The following is a 17,507-nucleotide window of genomic DNA, read 5'->3' as shown; positions in this document are numbered from 1 at the left end:
CTCGCTTCGCTATGCGAAGGCTCCGCTCAGCCCGCGCTACCGGCGGGAGTTACACCAACTGTTGGGACACTGCTAAGCGGCGCTGGTATTCAAGTTAAAACAATGGGTTGCAGGGCTGCTGCGGGATGCTGCGTGCAGGATCGGGTTTGCGTCGCACGGCCGTTCAGTGCCGTGTCGCGGATTGAACCATCGAATCTGTGTCGAGTTTCAGGGCGGCCTTCCAAAGCGGCGTCTTGGTGAACAGGCTATCTTGCGAGCGAAACGACCCATTGAGCCGGGTTTCTTGCAGCAGACCGGTCCAGACGAGAGGGCGCAGGACCTGAGTATAAAGACTGCCCATCATCTCATCGTAGCGTGGAAAGGGACTGGGATCTGGTTCACCGAACAAGATCTGTCGCAGGTGGGCGCCCGCTGCGCCGTCCTCAGTCTCGACGTTGAGGACGTTGAGGAAGACGTCCCAGTTGCCCGGAAGCACTTGGTCCGGGGTCCGTGACCAACCCGAATGATCGATTTCAAAGAGGTAGAACGGCGTTATGATCCCGAACAGACGTCCGGGTTGATGCGCCAGCTCCGCCCCTGACTTCGTTAGCTTGAAATTCCCCTTGTAGTGCCGACCCATCTTCAAAGTGGTCAGCAGGAAGTGAATATCCCCAAGCGGCATGAAGTCATGTTCGTTGAGCACCTTGTTGACGGCGAAGAGGTCCGCCTCGCTATGCCCGGGCCAGTCGAATTCGGCTGCGGCCCAGTGAACGAAATTGCGTTTGAAGGCTTTGGACGGGGTGAGGCCGATGGAACCATGCTCTTGGACGTAGGCGAAGGTTTTCAGAACTCCGCGCAAAAGCGGCGAGAAGCTCAAGGCTGGTTCATCGTCAGCGAGGGAGCGGAATTCGATCATTTGTCCCGTTACTCAATCGGCGGTTTGCTGGGAATTACACGGCGGCATGCTTCACGGGGAATAGGCGGTGCTTGGCCATAAGGACGGGGAGTTTTTGCCTGACTGCCGCATCGGCCATAGGGTTCCCGTCGAGGATTTTTCCGACGCTTCGCGCGAGGTTAGCGTTTGCGGCCTCGAATTGGCGGACCATGGCACGGGGCATCTCTGCTATGCGGGATGCATCAAGCAAGAGGCCAGCACAGAATAGGATCGTAGCCAGTGCCTCGACGCATTCCTCGTCGATGTCCTCGGCTGGAGGTTTGGCCGCCGTCCGTTCAAGTGAAGCCTCGAGTGCGATGATGAGTCGGCCGAGTATGCGAATCCAACTGCGAGGCAGCTCGACAGCCAAGATTGGATGCTTCACCGAAGCCTTTTCTCCGACTGGTGCGCAGCGGCTAAGAAATACGTTTACAAGCAGGTGGATGCGAATGGCGCTCTCCAGGTTCAACGGATCAAGGTCCGGCCGCGCCAGAGCCCGGCAGGTCTCATCGACATGACCGACGAGCTTGTCTGCGCGAGCATTGGCAATCGACATTGACCCCTTGGGTCGGGTCGGCCGTCTCGGCCTCGACGACCCCGTATCTCCGCCATCATCGTCATCGTTGCCATTGTCATTTCTATCGTCGGCGCCACTCCCGTCAGCAGCCGTTCGGTCCGTGGTGTTTGCGTTCTTGATATGATCGGCCAGTGGGTCGAGATCATCTGAATCGGCGCTTTCCAATGCCCCAAGACCTAAAAAGGCGTTCACCAGACGGCGCATCTCCGAAATCGGTCCGGTCTTTAGATCCTGACGCCCCTCTGGAGTCTTTGCGATCTCGCCGAATTCATTCTCCGGCAGGATCTTTCCTTCTTCATCTTCCTCGTTGTCATCCGTCCTGCGCGCCACATCCCGCTTACGGGTTTCGTCGGGGCGAATGAGCGCTAGGAGTTTCATCGCGCGCTCGTAGTCCTCATCGTCAATGTCGTCGCGACCTTCCAGTTCAGCCAGTATGCGTCCGGCAGCACCGGTTCTTGGGGGATTGGCATTGGTCTGCAGGCGGTTCAGTGCCGCGATCGGCATTGGAGCGCTTTCGCGCCCATCCGGGAAAACCACGACAGCACTGCGTGGGGTTCCGACATCGGCATCTAGAGGCAAGGAAAAATAATCGCCCTCGGCGGCAGGAGACGACACCGCCATCTCGGCACCAGTGCCGTCCATCAGACGCAGAAGGCACTCCGCGGGAACGCTATTCGTCGGCGGACGCCAGAAGATGAAACCGTGTTCGATCCAGCAGTCCCCACCATCAGGCGGCAACTGGCGGTCGACTTCCGTGCCGGAGCGCGCGCGGTGTCGAAGGCTCAGCATCGATAGCGGCATCGGCGTCGATAAGCAGTCAGAGAGCTTCAGCCGGTCAATGGCAGTTCCTGCTGGTTCGGTCCGCGCGATCGCCGCCTCCGCATTCCCAGAACCGCCGAGCCGGCTGTAAAGACCGGCTACGGACGCATTGGCTGACCCCGAAAGCACATAATCCGCTCGGGATCCGCAAACGATAACCATCTTGGCATGGAGGGGGCGCTCTCCGCCCCACTCATGGGGCTCGGACGAATGGAGGCTCGCACCGGTCTGAGCTTCAAACGTATCGGCCGTGAAATCTTGTTCATGGGGGTTGACTATGAATGAGGTGGCTGGCCTGCCGAACGCCGCGCGCAGCTGCGAGAAACCCTCGAGCGTCCTGTCAGCGTAAGGCGAGACGACAATCAGCTGATCGACCACATCGTCACCAACAAAGTCGCGGAAGCGTTCGCCAATCCCGGCGTTCTCACTTTCAGTGAGGAACGCCACCCTTTCTGTTCCGATCGTTACCTCTTCACCGGGCTCGACATCTGCCAACCACGGCGACCGAGCACGAGCACGGGCCAGCACGTCGCGCATGGCCCGATCCTTTTTGTCTGCATGACGCTCGAAATAACGCAAAGCCTCCGCCAACAACGGCGCGGCGCTTCGATCCTCCTCGCTCACAACGATAGTGGATACAGTCTCCAGATTCCCCACCAGCCCGGCACCCGTAAGGTTCGCGGAGCCAATCATCAGCCTGCCTTCCTTTTGTCCGAGTTGCAGGACCATCTTCGGGTGAAAAGCGCCGGCCACGGATGTCTTCGCCAGATGATAGGCGGTGCCCGCCCGAGGCGCCGGCGCAAGCTCAAAAAGAGTCCTGTTCACCATGGTCATGTCAGCGAGAACGCCAATGTTACGACAGCCGCGACTGCGCATGGCGACAAGAGTCACATTCTCAAAAACGGTGGGGTCGAAGCTGAAAGTAGTCAGAAGCGCAGTATGATATCCCGTGCTCCGGAAGGCCTGATCATACCTCACAATGCGGCCTCCAGATAGGCGAGGCCACGTGGAGTGATGCGCCCCTGCTTCAGCAAATCCACATCTTCCAGGAAGCGTATTGCTGTCGCAAGGCGCGGGCCGCTCGGATTGACATTCACCTTTCCGCGGGCCCGCAGACGAGCTTCCTCGACTTCGATGAGATAAGTGTAAGAGGTCTGAATCCTAAACTTGCGTGCCGCAACCTCGAGATGCCTGCGAAGTACGCGGTGGAAGAGCAACTGTCCAAGCGCGGTCTCGGCGGAGTCTGTAAGGTGGGCCTCGATCCAACGCAGTTCAGTGAAGCAGGTTTGTTGCCCAGGGGCTTCCTTATAACTTTCTCCAAGATCGCCTAGCCGGTGGCGCCAGTCGCGCCAGAGCCGTGCCAACGGGGCCAGGATGTCTCCAAGCGGAGCATCGTGAACCATTCCGCGAGCCTGCAACTCCCGCAGGCTCTCCGGGCCTTCAGCAAGTGTCGTGAGCCAAACTTCAAGAGGAACGCCAGGAATATCGGCCACCAACTCAGAGACAAGTTCGGGAGCTGGAAGGCCTTCGTTAAAGTCTTCGAGCACCGAGATCGCGTGATTAAGTAGACTTTCGTAGACCAACCGGACCATGTCTCCCACCTGGTAATGTTGCCAGGAACGGTGGATATCGGCATGAGCTCCATTCGGCTCGTTTTCAATAAACCACCAGCGGAGCATATCTTCCGTGATCTTCACTGAGGGGGACTCGGCTTCGGTCCCACTGTCCGTTTGTTTTGCGATTTCAAGGATAGCGAGAAGTGTGGCGCGGCGGTTGATCGACAGGTCGGCACCATCTTCTCCCATCAGGAGGCGCCGCAGGATTGCCGCCTCGTCGCTCTCCTGATCCAAGGAAGATGGAGCCATAGCGACCATCGGTTCGAGCTCTGCGCGCGTCACCTGGCCAACTTCGGCACACCGCAGAAACCCGTCTATGAAATCACTATGCGACGCCGCGTAGGCGTCCGCGAGCGCATAGCAGGGCTCATCCGGAACTGGTAGACCGTGACGCTTGCCTCGGCCGATAAGGCCCATCTCCGACATCTGTCCGAAGTAGACGCCAGGGAAGGCTCCTCCGCGCGGTGCTAGGTATCTGTTTTTCTGAGGAGTTTCGTAGTCAGTCTCGACCCGGAAGTCGATTGGATCCCCACCTTCCTCAATCTTCTCGTCGGCGAAAGTAGATCCAGCTACCCCTGTCTCGTTCGTGCGTTGGGCAGCCGCGAGTGCGTAGAGGGCCTCTACGCGACGCGTTCGATCCTCGAAGACCCGTCGCGCATCGTTTCGGACCTGTCGCTTGTAGTGTACGACCCAGAAGGCATAAAAACTGTAGTTTCGAAGCCGGGTGGTGACAGAGCTAAATCCTCGAACAAGGGACTGGTAATGCGCTTCCACAGGCGACAGCATGGCCAGGTGATCCAGTCCCTGCTCGGCGCCCATCTCAGTCCATTCCGATGTCCCGTCCATTTCGTTAGCTGAGCCCTATTTGCGTCAATTTCAAATTGGTACGGAATTGAGCCGGAGGAAATGCGTGCGAGCATCCTCTCAATTCTAAAACCGGATTGATCGGCGTAGCTTGAAAGATAGCAATGCGCATGCTTATACCTCCCGCGCGAACCAGCGGATGCGGCCGATGATGTGGATTTCCTCGGCGCTGCGCTCGTAAGGGCTGTAGAAACCGTTGTCCGAGATCACCCGCACCGCGGGCGGATCGCTGTTCGGCACATGTTCGAGCCTCTTGGCCACTAACCCCATGCCGTCATCCAGCACAAAGATCCCGGGCGGGTTGGGCGCGCGCCTGGTCATGTCGACCAGCACGGTGTCGCCGTCCAGAAGGGTCGGCGCCATGCTGTCGCCTTCCACATGCATGATGCGCAGCTGCGACGGACTGGCCTTGAGATTGCCCTTTATCCAGGAGCGGCGGAAATGATACGCGCGGCCAGCCGTATCTTGATCCTCGGTCACCACCGCGCCGCCCCCCATCGATGGACGCGGACTGGCATGCGCAATCGCCACGAAGGTCTCATCGGGGTTCTCGATGAAGGGCGGCTCACCCTCAACCTCGCCGATGCCGTGGATCAGCCATTCCCGCTCCACCTTCAACACGCGGGCGACCTCTGCCAACTTATCGATTCCGGGTCGCGTCGAGCGCCCGCGGAGGATGTCGTAGACAAAGGATCGGTTCACGCCGGCCATTTCCGCGACATGGGCGGGGCTAAGCCCGAGTTGCTGAGCGCGGGCGCGGAGGCGATCAGAGAGCGTATGATGCTCGGTCATGTTTTCCCCAGAGGGCTGTGGATCAAATAGGATAAAACAGGATTGATCGGAGGGGGTCAAGGAATTAGAACAAAACCTAAACACTCAGCGGCAGGAATCGGAGGTCAGATGGAGATCGAGAAGGCGTATTTTACTCTGCCGGAGATCCTCGATCGCTGGTCCATCTCCGAGGCCGATCTGATCTATCTGGCAGAGAACGACAAGCTGCGGCTGTCGGTGCGCGTTTTCGGTGTGCCATTGGAACTGGGTGACTACGAGGAAACCCATGAGGGTGAGCACTTTCGGGTGCCAACCGAGCAGAGCCGGTTCAGCGGTCTCTTGGATTTGTATGCGCAGGACGTCTTTCAATTGTTCCGGTGCAGCGAAGTCCATCTCAGCGATTTCCGGACGCCACGCGCATCCTATGCAACGCTTTATGGCGAAGCTGATCCGATCTTCGTCATGATTGGTGATCTGTTGCTAAGGCGCGAAGAACGTGATCGATTCGAAGCGGAAACAGGGTTTTCGGGCGCAGAAACCGGACCGCAGCTACCAGTCTTCAGCGCGTCGCCTGATTATCAAGATGTGCGTTGTGGCGGGCATCAGTTCCGCTTGGGGCCGATCCAGGCGCAAGTTGTCCGCGCGCTGCATGAGGCTGCGCGGCGCGGCGAGGCCTGGCAAAGCGGCAAGGCGATCCTGTCGGCGGCGGGCTCTAAAAGCCTGAAGATGTCCGACGTGTTCAAATCCCAGAAGCAGTGGCGCTCCCTGATCGAATCGAATGGGCGCGGCAACTACCGCCTGAACTGCGGCTGATTTCGGTTTTTCTCGCTCCGACGCGCGGGTCCCTTTGCCTCCACAGTGGGATGCTCCGGGGGATGAGAGTGGGATCACCATCCCCCACCTTCGCCTTTGCCGCTGAGTTGCAAGGCGCAATTTGATCCCCCTCCGTATCCCACTTCGATCCTGACGACATCCCACAGCAGGATTTCGCATCTTCCTCCTAACGCAGCGAGCGACAGGAGACGAAAATGCAGCTCAAACACCTCAGTCAGAAAGAACTAGCCCGGCGCTGGAACATCTCGCACCGCACGCTTGAGCGATGGCGGTGGGCCGGTGAAGGCCCGCAGTTCATGAAGCTGGGCGGCCGTGTGGTCTACCGCATGGAAGATATCACCGCGTTCGAGCAGGCGCAGCTTCGGCACAGCACCGGCGCGGATGCGCGGGCCGGTGCCGTATGATGGTCCGGCTTGATGACTTTGCGGCCGACCAGGTGGTGCCGTTCTGCGCCGCTAACAGTCTGGACGAGGTCGGGTTCTGTGCGTGGATCGCGCAGGCCGAACCCGGCGAGACGCTGGTTTATCACCGCGGGTTTCTGGCAGTCGATGCCACCGCCGTTCTGTCGAAACTGCCTGCCGACCGTCAGCGCGCCTTGCGTCAGGTCGCGGCCGCAGCCCTTCGCGCGGCTGAGCAGAACCTTGTCCATCTCGTCCAGGCGCGGATCGGCCCCGACCAATTCGCCTATATCGCCATCGCCCGGCCCAAACCCCGGTCCAGCGGCGCCGCCTTGTCGGCCCGCCTGCTCGAAGCCGCGTGATGTCCGCCTTCCAAGCCTTTTTCACCGATTACGGAGACCCTTTCATGCCTTTCCCCGAGAACACCCCCACGCCGGACGATCTGCCATCCCTCAGCGCAGCCGAGATCGCGGCACTGCCAGTCGAGTTGCTGGCAATCCTGCAGCGTGAGATCGACGAGCGTCTGAAGCGTGACAAGGCGGCCAAGACCCGCTTCGATGCTGGGCTCGCTGTCCGCTACGCCGCTCGCGCTGCCGAGGAACGCCTGGCCGCAGGTAAAGACACCGGCACCGTCCGGTTCGACGACGGAGATTTCACGGTGGTTGCCGACCTGCCGAAGCGGGTGGATTGGGACCAGGGTCGGCTGGCCGGCATGGTCTCTCGGATCCGCGATGCAGGCGACGATCCCGCCGAATATGTCGATCTCGCGTACAAAGTGCCGGAGCGCAAATACGCCGCCTGGCCCGAGGCCATCCGCCAGGGCTTCGAGCCTGCGCGCACTGTTCGGCCGGGCACGCTGAAGGTCGAGATCCTCGCGCAGGGGGCTGACCAGTGAGCCTCCCCATCATCAGCGCCGACGAACGTCTGGCAGAGCCGCGCGGCATCAAGGGCTGCATCTTCGGCAAGAGCGGTATTGGCAAGACAAGCCTGCTCTGGACCCTCGATCCCGACCGCACGCTGTTCATGGATCTCGAAGCGGGGGATCTCGCCATCGAGGGATGGACGGGCGCCAGTATCCGGCCGCGCACATGGACGGAATGTCGGGATTTTGCGGTGTTCATCGGTGGGCCCAACCCGGCGCTGCGCGATGAGCAGCCCTATAGCCTGGCGCATTATGCCGCCGTCTGCGACCGCTTCGGCGATCCTGCTGCGCTCGATCACTACGACACCATTTTCGTGGACTCGATCACCGTGGCCGGGCGGCTGTGCTTCGGCTGGTGCAAGGGCCAGCCCGAGGCGCTGTCGGAGAAAACCGGCAAGCCGGATGTGCGCGGGGCTTACGGCCTGCACGGTCGCGAGATGATCGGCTGGCTCACCCATCTGCAGCACACGCGGGCGAAGAATGTCTGGTTCGTCGGGATCCTTGACGAGAAGTTTGACGACTTCAATCGCAAGGTGTTCCAGCCGCAGATCGATGGTTCCAAGACCGGGTTGGAGCTGCCGGGGATCGTCGATGAGGTGATCACCATGGCGGAACTGAAAGCCGATGGCGGCGATCCGTACCGCGCCTTTGTCTGCCAGACGATCAATCGCTGGGGCTTCCCGGCCAAGGACCGTTCGGGCCGTCTGGACCAAGTCGAAGAACCCCATCTCGGCCGCCTGATGGCGAAGATCCGGACGCCAGCAGCCGCGGCGATGGATCGCCTGACCTACGCCCGACCACCCGCCGATCCGGCCGGTGCCGACCAATCCCAACCACAATCCTGATCAGAAAAGGAGGTTCCCCATGGGTTCCTGGAACGACTTCAACGACGCGCAGAGCAACACCAACCTCATTCCCAAGGGCACGCTGGCCAAGGTCCGTCTGACCATCCGCCCCGGCGGCTTCGACGACGCCTCGCAGGGCTGGACCGGCGGCTATGCCACGCGTGGCTCCACCGGCGCGGTGTACCTCAACGGCGAGTTCACCGTGACCGAGGGGCAATATGCCCGGCGCAAGATCTTCACGTTGATCGGGCTTCACAGCCCCAAGGGCCCGGACTGGGCCAACATGGGCCGCAGCCTGGTGCGCGGCATGCTGAATTCGGCGCGCGGGATTTCTGACAAAGACATGTCGCCGGAAGCGCAGGCCGCGCGGCGCATCAACGGCTTTGCCGATCTCGACGGCATTGAGTTCGTTGCCCGCATCGACATAGGCACTGATGCCAGTGGCGACGACAAGAACGAGATCCGCGGCGCCATCACGCCTGATCATCGCGAATATGCGCAAGTCATGGGGGCGGCGCCGGTGGCGGCGGCGCCTTCAGGAGCTCCGGACTTTGCCTCCGCCGCGCATCAAACCGCGTACGAGGCGCAAGCGCCAGCGCCGCAAGGGCGTCCCTCGTGGGCGGACTGAGCCTCGGGCCGTCTGAGGTGGAGCGCTCATGCGCTTCACCGACACACGGATGCGGCGAATGCAGCAACTGAACTGTGTTGCGCAAATCCCACCCGGACCCAGGGCGGCTTCGGATAGATCGGGCACTGATCGCCTATGGCATCCGCGCGGCACGCTCTGCGCTGTCTGTTTGTCCCGCACACGTGGCTTCGGCTGGTTCAATCCCCACCAGCCACGCCCGCACAGGATACGCCGCTGGTTCTGCTCCATGGGCTGCCAGGCGGCCTTCACGCGAAAAGCGAAGAAAGGACTGACCATGGTCGAGTTCACGAATGAAGAAATGCAAGCCCTGCCGGCTGTCATGCGCGCGCTGGCCCCGGAAATGGAACGGATTGGCTGGGAGAGACCGCTTGGCCAGCTGTCGCCGGGCGACATGCAGCAGCTGATCGTCATCACCATCAACGCGTTCCGTGCCGAGATGTCGAAGATCACCCTGGAAGACGAGATCCCGTTTTGATGCTGGATTTCAACCCACGCCCCTCGATGGCCGAGCGGATCAACGCGCTGGTCGATGCCGCCCTCATCGCTAAACGTGAGGCCACGCCACCGCGAACCTATCTCGGTGCGTCCCGCCTTGGGCATGCCTGCGAACGTGCGCTGCAGTTCGAATTTGCCGGCGCGCCTAAAGATGAGGGGGCGGACTTCGGCGGGCGGACGCTGCGGATCTTTGCCATCGGGCATCAGCTCGAGGATCTCGCCATCCACTGGCTGTGCGCAGCCGGGATCGATCTGGTCACCCAGAAACGCGATGGCGGCCAGTTCGGGTTCTCCGTGGCGGGCGGTCGCATCAGGGGCCATGTCGACGGGATCATCGCTGACGCCCCGGCAGCACTTGGTCTGCGCACCCCGGCGCTCTGGGAATGCAAGACCATGAACGCGAAGAACTGGCGCGCCTGCGTCAAGGACGGGGTGACTGTCTCCAAACCCGTCTATGCCGCCCAGATCGCGATCTACCAGGCCTACATGGAGCCTTCGGTGCCGGGGATTTCGTCCGCACCGGCGCTGTTCACGGCAATCAACAAGGACACGGCCGAGCTTCACCACGAGCTTGTCCCCTTCGATGCCGATCTAGCGCAGCGCATGTCCGACCGGGCGGTGCGGATCCTGCAGGCTACCGACGCGGGCGAACTGCTGCCCCGCATCGCCGCCAATCGCGATTTCTTCGATTGCCGCTTTTGCGACTACGCCGAGCGGTGCTGGGGCCTCGCCAAATGACAGACGAACCAACCAATCCCGGCGAGGATTCATCCATGCACGACGACACAGTGCCTGATGAGGCCAAAGAAAACATTCTCCACTTCAATCCATGGCGCGACTTCAACGACGCGGCCCCGCAGATTGATGTGTTCGGCGACGAGCCTGATCCCGAGCAGATCGCCCAGTTCATGCAGGTCGTCTTCGGCTACTGCGACGGCCTGATCCCGGTCCGCAGTTTCATAGACAAAGGCCAGGGCATCGATGGCCGCCCGCATAACATCTGGCTCGAGGCGGATCAGGCCGCCCCGGAGAAGATGGCCACCTTCGCCACATGGGCATCGCGTGAGGGTGCGGCGGTCTACGTAATCCCCGGCACAGTGGCCGCATCCGGTCAGGCCAAGGCCGCCGAGATCGTGCAGATGCAGACCGTAGTCGTCGATCTCGACACCGGTGACATCGCCGCCAAGCGCGCCCATCTGGAGCGCCATCTCGGTGTCCCGACGATGGTGGTGGAAAGCGGAGGCGTGACGCCGGAGGGACAGCGAAAGTGCCATGTCTGGTGGACGCTAACCGAGCCCGCCGAGGGGGGTGACATTGCCCGTGTCTGCCGTCTGCGAGGCGACATTGCAGCCAAGGTCGGCGGCGACATGCATTTCCGCTCCGCCCATCAGCCGATCCGGGTGGCGGGTTCGGTCTATTATAAGAACAGCCTGAAAACGCAGGTGCGTATTGTCGCGCTGAACGCCGCCCACGAGCGTGATCTGGCTGAGTTCATCGAGGCGGTAACCGACATGCCGCCCGCGCCGGGCGTATCCTTGAAGCCTGAGTTCACGCATCCCGATAAACCGGCGATGGACGATGTGCTGGTGACCCCGGTGCGGGAGGGGGCGCAGGACGATTGGTCCCGCTTCGAGGGGGCGTCTGCAGCGATCGGCCATTTCATCCGCATGGTCCACGAGGGCCGGATGACAAAAGACGAAGGTTGGGAAGGCATCTGTGGCTACAACGCCGCGATGCTGCGACCCCAGTGGCCGGTCGAACGGCTCAAGCGCGAGTCCGAGCGGCTCTGGGAGCGGCATGTCGAGAAATGCGGACCGCCGCTGATCCGGCTGGACTCCGGCGCACCGGGACCGGTCGAGATGCCCGCTTTCACCCTCGGCGCGCTGCTGGACGACCAGAGCCCGATGCCCGGAGACATCATCGCACCCCGCGTCCTGACGCCAGGCGGGCTCCTGGTGCTGGGCGGCGCGCCGAAGGTGGGCAAGAGCGACCTGCTGATCTCGTGGCTCGTTCACATGGCCGCCGGCGTGCCGTTCCTCGGCTTCACCCCACCGCGTCCGCTGCGGATCTTCTATCTGCAGGCGGAAATCCAGTATCACTATCTGCGCGAGCGCTTGAATCAGATCGCCCTGCCGCCAGACGTGCTGGCCGCCGCACGCGATACCTTCGTCGCCACGCCAAAGCTCAAGATGTTGCTCGACAATGAAGGCAGCGTACGCGTCGCGCGCGCTGTCCAGACCGCGTTCCCTGACGCACCGCCCGACATTCTCTGCGTCGACCCTATCCGCAACCTGTTCGACGGCGGGCCCGACGGCGGCGGCGAGAACGACAACACCGCCATGATGTTCTTCCTGAAGGAGCGGGTGGAGGTTCTGCGCGATCATATCGACCCCGACTGCGGGGTTATCCTGATCCACCACACCAAGAAGCTCAGCAAACAGCAGGTGAAGGACGATCCCTTCCTCGCGCTCTCGGGTGCCAGCGCGCTGCGCGGCTTCTATACCTCCGGCCTGATCCTGCATCGACCCGATGAGGAGTGCTCACAGCGGAAGTTGGAGATCGAGCTCAGGAACGGCCCTGCGTTGCCGCCCAAGCTGATCGACAAGGTCTGCGGTCAATGGGTCGAGATCAACCCGATGAACGAGCGACTGGTCCGCCAGGAAGTGGGCGCGAAGCATGATGCCGAACGGGATCGCAAGCGCGATGTCATCTTGGACCTTTTGTTTGAGGAGGCCGCCAGCGGGCATCTCTACACTACCATGCAATTTGCCGAAGCCTTCGAGAACAAGAGCGGGCTTGGCAGCAAATACACGATCCGCGAACGGCTAAGCGTTCTGGCCACGAAGGGCTATGTGAAGTTCCTGCGCGATGGCAACGCCTTCGGCTATCCAAAGGTCAGATCCCGGTTCGGTTATCTCTGTGTCGACGGGATGCGCTTTCGGCCTGAAGACCGTGTCGATCCGGAGACCGGTGAGGTTGTTGAAGACGCGGATCCCGTTCTTCCTAGCCACTACAAATGCCCCAATTCCGGGGTCTGCATGGACGTCGAAAACCCGGCTGTCTGGGTCTATCCCGAGACGGTTGCGGACGAGGATTTGGGCTCACTAACTCCTAAGAGTGAGGCCTAACTCCTATGTCCTCCCGAACTCCTGTTTCAATGAAATCAATCACTTACCACCCAAGAGGAGTTAGTGGCCTAACTCCTCCCCAACTCCTCCGAACTCCTCATTTCTCGTTTTTTATCAGCGCGTTATCCGGAAAAGAGGAGTTAGTGTGGAAAGCCCCCATACTACGTATGGGGGGCCAACCAGCGGGTTTGGCCCCGTCCCATACGTTGCTGGGTATCCGCGCACGGGCCGTTCTGCCCCGCACTTTTCACCTTTCGAGCAGCAATGGAGATGACAATGTCGAACAGGCAAATTGAACCCGTGAGCGAACACCTGACTGCAGCTTTGCCGGGGACCATCCTGGCCTTGGATCTCGGGACCTCAACGGGCTGGGCGTTGCGGTCCATAGATGGTCTCATCACCAGTGGCACGGTGTCGTTCAAGACGGGACGCTACGATGGCGGGGGCATGCGCTACCTGCGCTTCGGCAACTGGCTGGGCGAGATGGACCGGCTCTCCGGCCCGATCGCAGCCATCTGGTTCGAGGAAGTCCGCCGCCACGCGGGCACCGACGCTGCCCACGTCTACGGCGGTCTGATGGCCACCCTGACCGCATGGGCCGAGATGCGTGATGTGCCTTACGAGGGCGTTCCCGTCGGCACCATCAAGCGGTTCGCCACCGGCAAGGGCAACGCCAGCAAGGACGCCATGGTCGCCGCCGCCCGGGCGCGTGGCTTCAGCCCGGCCGATGACAACGAGGCCGATGCCATCGCGATCCTGTTCTGGGCGCTGAAGACACAGGGGGGAGTGCAATGAGCGGAATGCGGTTTGTGCCCAAGGGCTATGGCGGGCATCGCCGCAGCCCGGACGATGTGAAGCGGGATGGCTGGCAGGAGCAAGGCCTGCTGGCTGTGGCCATCGACGATCACCGCCTGACCTGGCCGGAACGGGAGTTGGTCCGCCAACTCGGCGAGAAGCTGTACGGGCAGTGCCCGAAACATCGGAAGGTGTCACAATGACAGACTGGACACCCGACCTCGTGGAGGAACGCCTCGCCGAAGCCGCCTTCGTTCTCAAGCGCCTGCCGGAACCGCGCAGGCAAGGCTATTTCAGCACCTGGCCGGAGACGGTCTACAGCTTCGCCGACAAGGTAGGTCAGGAGCCGAAGCCCATGCGTGTGCTGCCTTCGCCGCAGGCGATCAGCCGGATGGAAGAGACGCTGACCTGGACCGCCTGCCTCGAGCCCATCGACGGCAAGATCGTCTGGATGAAGGCTCATGGCGAACGCTGGAAGGAGATCTGCTGGGCAGTCGGTCTGCAACGTTCTGCAGCCCACCAGCACTGGCAATTCGGGATTTCCGTGATCGCGCTCACGCTCAACAGGCGACGGTTCAACCGGAAAATGTCGAAGCGCCGCGTGATCGAACTGGCCGCTGGCGCGTAAGCGCCCGTGGCCAATAGGAAAGTGTCCGCCGGACAGTTTTCTATGAGACAGAAAGCCCGGCTGGGGGTTAAAAAAGGAATATACTCGGGAGAGGCGCGCGCGGGACGACCTGCGGCACTGGCTTCCGGGGTCCAACCAAGGGTCCAACTGGCATCCAGCGCGCTAACCCACTGAATTCGCGGGTCCTTCCTCGCCCCAAACGTATACGGGCGGGCGAAGCGCGCAATATCGCCAGCGACAGGGCGCGTTTTTTGGGAAGCCACCCCTAGTAGGCATCCACCCGCTATCCGCTGAAAACCACAATAAAACAAACCGTTGGCACCGAACACGCCCGGTAGCCGCTGGACCCCTCGTGGAGTCCAGGCTGGCTGCCGGTGTCCAGAGTCCACCCGATTGAGGCGAACCGACCCGCATGACCCTGAGCTTTGCCCCGGAGGCGATCGAGATGTGGCCGCTGGCCAGGCTCCAGCCCTACGCGAAGAACGCGAAGGCGCATGGCGCGGACCAGGTCGCGAAGATCGCTGCCAGCATGGCGGAGTTCGGCTGGACCGTTCCTTGTCTGGTCGCCGACGACGGCGAGCTGATCGCGGGCCACGGTCGGGTGCTCGCCGCCACGCAGCTGGGGCTGACCGAGGCCCCGGTGATCGTGCTGGGCCATCTGACCGTGGCGCAACGCCGGGCTTACCGCATCGCGGACAACAAGCTGACGGAACTCGGGACCTGGGATGAGGCGCTGCTGTCGGCCGAGCTGAACGATCTGTTGGCCGAGGACTACGATCTGTCGCTCATCGGTTTCGATGACGCAGAACTCGAGGCCCTGTTGGCCGGAGAGGTCGACCCTGAAACCGTAGCCCGCGAGGGTGAGGACGATGTTCCAGAGGTCCCCGAAACCCCGATCAGCCGTTCCGGCGATGTCTGGGTGCTGGGCAAGCATCGGTTGCTCTGCGGGGATGCGACGGTGGCCACGGACGTCGAACGACTGCTCGGCGATGTGACACCACTGCTGATGGTGACCGACCCGCCTTACGGCGTCGAATACGATCCCGGCTGGCGCAACAAGGCGGGAGCGGCCGCGACCAAGCGCACCGGCAAGGTGCTGAATGACGACCGCGCGGATTGGCGCGAGGCGTGGGCGCTGTTTCCGGGCGACGTGGCCTATGTCTGGCACGGCGCCCTGCATGCGACGACCGTTGCCGAGAGCCTCGAATCCTCCGGCTTCAACATCCGGTCCCAGATCATCTGGGCCAAGGATCGCCTGGTGCTGAGCCGCGGAGATTATCACTGGCAGCATGAGCCTTGTCTCTATGCCGTGAAGAAATCCGGCAAGGGCCATTGGGCGGGTGACCGAAAGCAGACCACGCTCTGGCAAGTCGCCAGCAAGGATCAGGACGCGGAAACCGTGCATGGGACACAGAAACCCGTCGAATGCATGCGTCGGCCTATCCTCAACAATTCCAGCCCCGGGCAAGCGGTTTACGAGCCCTTCATGGGATCTGGCACCACGCTGATCGCGGCGGAAACCACCGGCCGCGTGTGCCTCGGGATCGAACTCAACCCGGCCTATGTCGATGTCGCCATCCAGCGCTGGGAGCAATTCACTGGCCAAGAGGCCGTGCTGGACGGGACCGGTGAGAGCTTCGCTGATCTGACGGCCAATCCACGCTGAGGCGATGCATGACCTGGCTTTACCTTCCTCCGGATACGCTTCCGGAGCCGGAGACCTGTTCGGACTCTCGCTCTGTTCCGGCGCGGGCGGGCTCGACCTCGGGCTCACCATCGCCATGCCCGGATATCGAACTGTGGGCCATGTCGAACGGGAAACCTACGCCGCGGCCATTCTCGTGGCACGGATGGAAGAGGCGGCCCTGGATCCGGCGCCTGTCTGGGACGAAGTTGCCAGTTTCGACGGCCGCCCTTGGCGCGGCGCGGTGGACATCGTCACTGCGGGCTATCCGTGCCAGCCGTTCTCGGTCGCGGGAAAGCGCCGGGGCGTGGACGATCCGCGCCACCTCTGGCCGCATGTCGCGCGCATCATCGGAGAGGTCCAGCCGCCCTTCGTCTTCCTCGAAAATGTCGCCCATCATCTACGCCTCGGCTTCCCCGAAGTCGCCAGCGGATTGGTCGACATGGGCTACCGCCTTGCGGCAGGCCTCTTCACGGCGGCGGAGGTCGGCGCGCCCCACAAGCGCGAGCGCCTGTTCATACTCGCGCACCGCGAGCACGACCAATTGGCCGACCCCGCGCGCCTGCTCTGGGATCCGCTCGAGTGGAAGGAACCGAACCGAGATGCTCCGTCTCTGGTCGACATCCCGGGCGAGCGCCAACGAGAACCGGCAAACGAATCCGACGCCGTCGCAGGAAGCAGGCAAACACGGGATAAACCTGGCGACCTCGGCTGCGATGTGGCCGACGCCGCAGATCGACAGTTTCCGCAGCCAAGGCGGTGCCCGGAATCACGAGAAAGGCTTGGACGGCATCGCGCGGGACTGGCCCACTCCGATGGCGACGGACGGAAACAAGCCGAGCGCGGGCAACCGAAAGTTTGCCGACCTGACCAGCGTCAGCCAGATGTGGATGACGCCAACGGCGCGCGATCACAAGGACGGCGCGACGACGTTGGCGAACACGCCGGTCAACGGGCTGCTTGGCCGCCAGGTCCTGGCGACGCCGACGGTTGGGAGCGATACCTCCGAACCGCGCAGGACGCTGAACCCAGCATTTGTCGAGGCGCTGATGGGCTGGCCCACCGGGTGGACCGCCTTCGGCTCTGCGGCAACGGTGTGGTCCCACTGGTTGCCGCTCATGCGCTACGAACTCTCGCAGCTCAATTGCTGGCCGATGGATGAAGGGGAGCCAGCATGAAACAGTCGCGCCTCATGTCGCTGATCGAGGCTATCGCCAACGTGTTTGTCGGCTACGGCGTTGCGGTTCTTACGCAGATCCTGATCTTCCCTACCTTCGGGCTGCACACGACGCTGGCGCAGAATCTGAAGATGGGCGCGATCTTCACCGTTGTGAGCATCGCGCGGTCTTTCGCCCTGCGGCGGGTCTTCGAGGCAATCCGGGTTAGAGCGACGAAACCGCCGCCCATGACGGGCGACGGCTCGGTTCGGCGCAGGCTTCCCTACCGCCGAGACTTCAGCGGCACAGCAGCGCGGGATCAGACTTCGATACGATAATATGCGGAGCGCATGGTTATGCGGAGTTGGTCGTAAAATGCCAATTTGGCCAATGGGTTGAGCTGGCGGCGCTC

Annotated in this window: 19 protein-coding genes and 1 pseudogene; 16 read left to right on the top strand and 4 right to left on the bottom strand. The window is 62.0% G+C overall.

The features are described from left to right. Positions 1 to 163: 163 nt before the first annotated feature. From HNS34_RS19905 to HNS34_RS19890, 4 genes are all read right to left on the bottom strand, one after another. On the bottom strand, positions 164 to 895 hold the full coding sequence (locus HNS34_RS19905; protein WP_172321832.1) for a hypothetical protein: 732 nt from the start codon (positions 893 to 895) through the stop codon (positions 164 to 166). Positions 896 to 929: 34 nt separating this feature from the next. Beyond that, positions 930 to 3,143 carry a phospholipase D-like domain-containing protein gene (locus HNS34_RS19900; RefSeq protein ID WP_172321831.1) on the bottom strand — a complete coding sequence of 738 codons (2,214 nt, stop codon included), beginning with the start codon at positions 3,141 to 3,143 and terminating at the stop codon, positions 930 to 932. Between the two features lie 140 nt (positions 3,144 to 3,283). After that, positions 3,284 to 4,771: a hypothetical protein gene (locus HNS34_RS19895; RefSeq protein WP_172321830.1), complete on the bottom strand. Its 1,488-nt coding sequence runs from the start codon at positions 4,769 to 4,771 to the stop codon at positions 3,284 to 3,286. A gap of 132 nt (positions 4,772 to 4,903) precedes the next feature. Beyond that, on the bottom strand, positions 4,904 to 5,581 hold the full coding sequence (locus tag HNS34_RS19890) for a LexA family transcriptional regulator (protein WP_172321829.1): 678 nt from the start codon (positions 5,579 to 5,581) through the stop codon (positions 4,904 to 4,906). A gap of 108 nt (positions 5,582 to 5,689) precedes the next feature. On the opposite strand from HNS34_RS19890, the gene HNS34_RS19885 reads away from it, so the two are divergent. From HNS34_RS19885 to HNS34_RS19815, 16 genes and pseudogenes are all read left to right on the top strand, one after another. Beyond that, complete coding sequence (locus HNS34_RS19885) at positions 5,690 to 6,373, top strand: hypothetical protein (RefSeq protein ID WP_172321828.1); 684 nt, start codon at positions 5,690 to 5,692, stop codon at positions 6,371 to 6,373. A 215-nt stretch (positions 6,374 to 6,588) separates the two neighbouring features. Next, positions 6,589 to 6,798 (top strand): helix-turn-helix transcriptional regulator, encoded by a 210-nt coding sequence (locus tag HNS34_RS19880; RefSeq protein WP_172321827.1) that lies wholly within the window; start codon positions 6,589 to 6,591, stop codon positions 6,796 to 6,798. Further along, positions 6,798 to 7,154, top strand: coding sequence for a hypothetical protein (locus tag HNS34_RS19875; protein WP_172321826.1), 357 nt, complete (start codon positions 6,798 to 6,800; stop codon positions 7,152 to 7,154). The genes HNS34_RS19880 and HNS34_RS19875 overlap by 1 nt, the downstream gene beginning before the upstream one ends. Then, positions 7,154 to 7,687: a hypothetical protein gene (locus tag HNS34_RS19870; protein WP_214647557.1), complete on the top strand. Its 534-nt coding sequence runs from the start codon at positions 7,154 to 7,156 to the stop codon at positions 7,685 to 7,687. The genes HNS34_RS19875 and HNS34_RS19870 overlap by 1 nt, the downstream gene beginning before the upstream one ends. After that, the gene (locus HNS34_RS19865; RefSeq protein ID WP_172321825.1) at positions 7,684 to 8,559 is read left to right on the top strand and encodes an ATP-binding protein; all 876 of its coding nucleotides are present in this window, start codon (positions 7,684 to 7,686) and stop codon (positions 8,557 to 8,559) included. Before HNS34_RS19870 ends, HNS34_RS19865 begins: the two co-directional genes overlap by 4 nt. Before the next feature lie 19 nt (positions 8,560 to 8,578). Further along, positions 8,579 to 9,187 carry a hypothetical protein gene (locus HNS34_RS19860; protein WP_172321824.1) on the top strand — a complete coding sequence of 203 codons (609 nt, stop codon included), beginning with the start codon at positions 8,579 to 8,581 and terminating at the stop codon, positions 9,185 to 9,187. A 28-nt stretch (positions 9,188 to 9,215) separates the two neighbouring features. Beyond that, positions 9,216 to 9,683 (top strand): DUF6511 domain-containing protein, encoded by a 468-nt coding sequence (locus tag HNS34_RS19855; protein ID WP_172321823.1) that lies wholly within the window; start codon positions 9,216 to 9,218, stop codon positions 9,681 to 9,683. Then, positions 9,683 to 10,441: a hypothetical protein gene (locus tag HNS34_RS19850; protein ID WP_172321822.1), complete on the top strand. Its 759-nt coding sequence runs from the start codon at positions 9,683 to 9,685 to the stop codon at positions 10,439 to 10,441. The genes HNS34_RS19855 and HNS34_RS19850 overlap by 1 nt, the downstream gene beginning before the upstream one ends. After that, positions 10,438 to 12,831 carry an AAA family ATPase gene (locus tag HNS34_RS19845; RefSeq protein ID WP_172321821.1) on the top strand — a complete coding sequence of 798 codons (2,394 nt, stop codon included), beginning with the start codon at positions 10,438 to 10,440 and terminating at the stop codon, positions 12,829 to 12,831. Before HNS34_RS19850 ends, HNS34_RS19845 begins: the two co-directional genes overlap by 4 nt. A gap of 264 nt (positions 12,832 to 13,095) precedes the next feature. Then, a complete protein-coding gene (locus HNS34_RS19840) occupies positions 13,096 to 13,626 on the top strand; it encodes a crossover junction endodeoxyribonuclease RuvC (RefSeq protein WP_456236982.1) in 531 nt (176 codons plus the stop codon). Continuing rightward, a complete protein-coding gene (locus HNS34_RS19835) occupies positions 13,623 to 13,829 on the top strand; it encodes a hypothetical protein (RefSeq protein WP_456236981.1) in 207 nt (68 codons plus the stop codon). Before HNS34_RS19840 ends, HNS34_RS19835 begins: the two co-directional genes overlap by 4 nt. Next, the gene (locus HNS34_RS19830) at positions 13,826 to 14,254 is read left to right on the top strand and encodes a DUF6362 family protein (RefSeq protein ID WP_172321820.1); all 429 of its coding nucleotides are present in this window, start codon (positions 13,826 to 13,828) and stop codon (positions 14,252 to 14,254) included. Before HNS34_RS19835 ends, HNS34_RS19830 begins: the two co-directional genes overlap by 4 nt. Before the next feature lie 412 nt (positions 14,255 to 14,666). Next, complete coding sequence (locus HNS34_RS19825; RefSeq protein ID WP_172321819.1) at positions 14,667 to 15,920, top strand: site-specific DNA-methyltransferase; 1,254 nt, start codon at positions 14,667 to 14,669, stop codon at positions 15,918 to 15,920. Positions 15,921 to 15,924: 4 nt separating this feature from the next. After that, positions 15,925 to 16,515, top strand: a pseudogene (locus HNS34_RS20855) (DNA cytosine methyltransferase); the annotation flags it as partial. Positions 16,516 to 16,540: 25 nt separating this feature from the next. After that, positions 16,541 to 17,116 carry a hypothetical protein gene (locus tag HNS34_RS20850; protein ID WP_235952830.1) on the top strand — a complete coding sequence of 192 codons (576 nt, stop codon included), beginning with the start codon at positions 16,541 to 16,543 and terminating at the stop codon, positions 17,114 to 17,116. Continuing rightward, positions 17,113 to 17,433, top strand: a complete 321-nt coding sequence (locus tag HNS34_RS19815; RefSeq protein ID WP_456236980.1) for a DUF7220 family protein — start codon at positions 17,113 to 17,115, stop codon at positions 17,431 to 17,433. The genes HNS34_RS20850 and HNS34_RS19815 overlap by 4 nt, the downstream gene beginning before the upstream one ends. Positions 17,434 to 17,507: the final 74 nt, after the last annotated feature.

Origin of the sequence: Alterinioella nitratireducens, from assembly GCF_013155465.1 — a bacterium.
Classification (GTDB): domain Bacteria; phylum Pseudomonadota; class Alphaproteobacteria; order Rhodobacterales; family Rhodobacteraceae; genus Alterinioella; species Alterinioella nitratireducens.
Note: the sequence above shows the minus strand (reverse complement) of the source record. Positions and strands in the feature narration are given on the sequence as shown.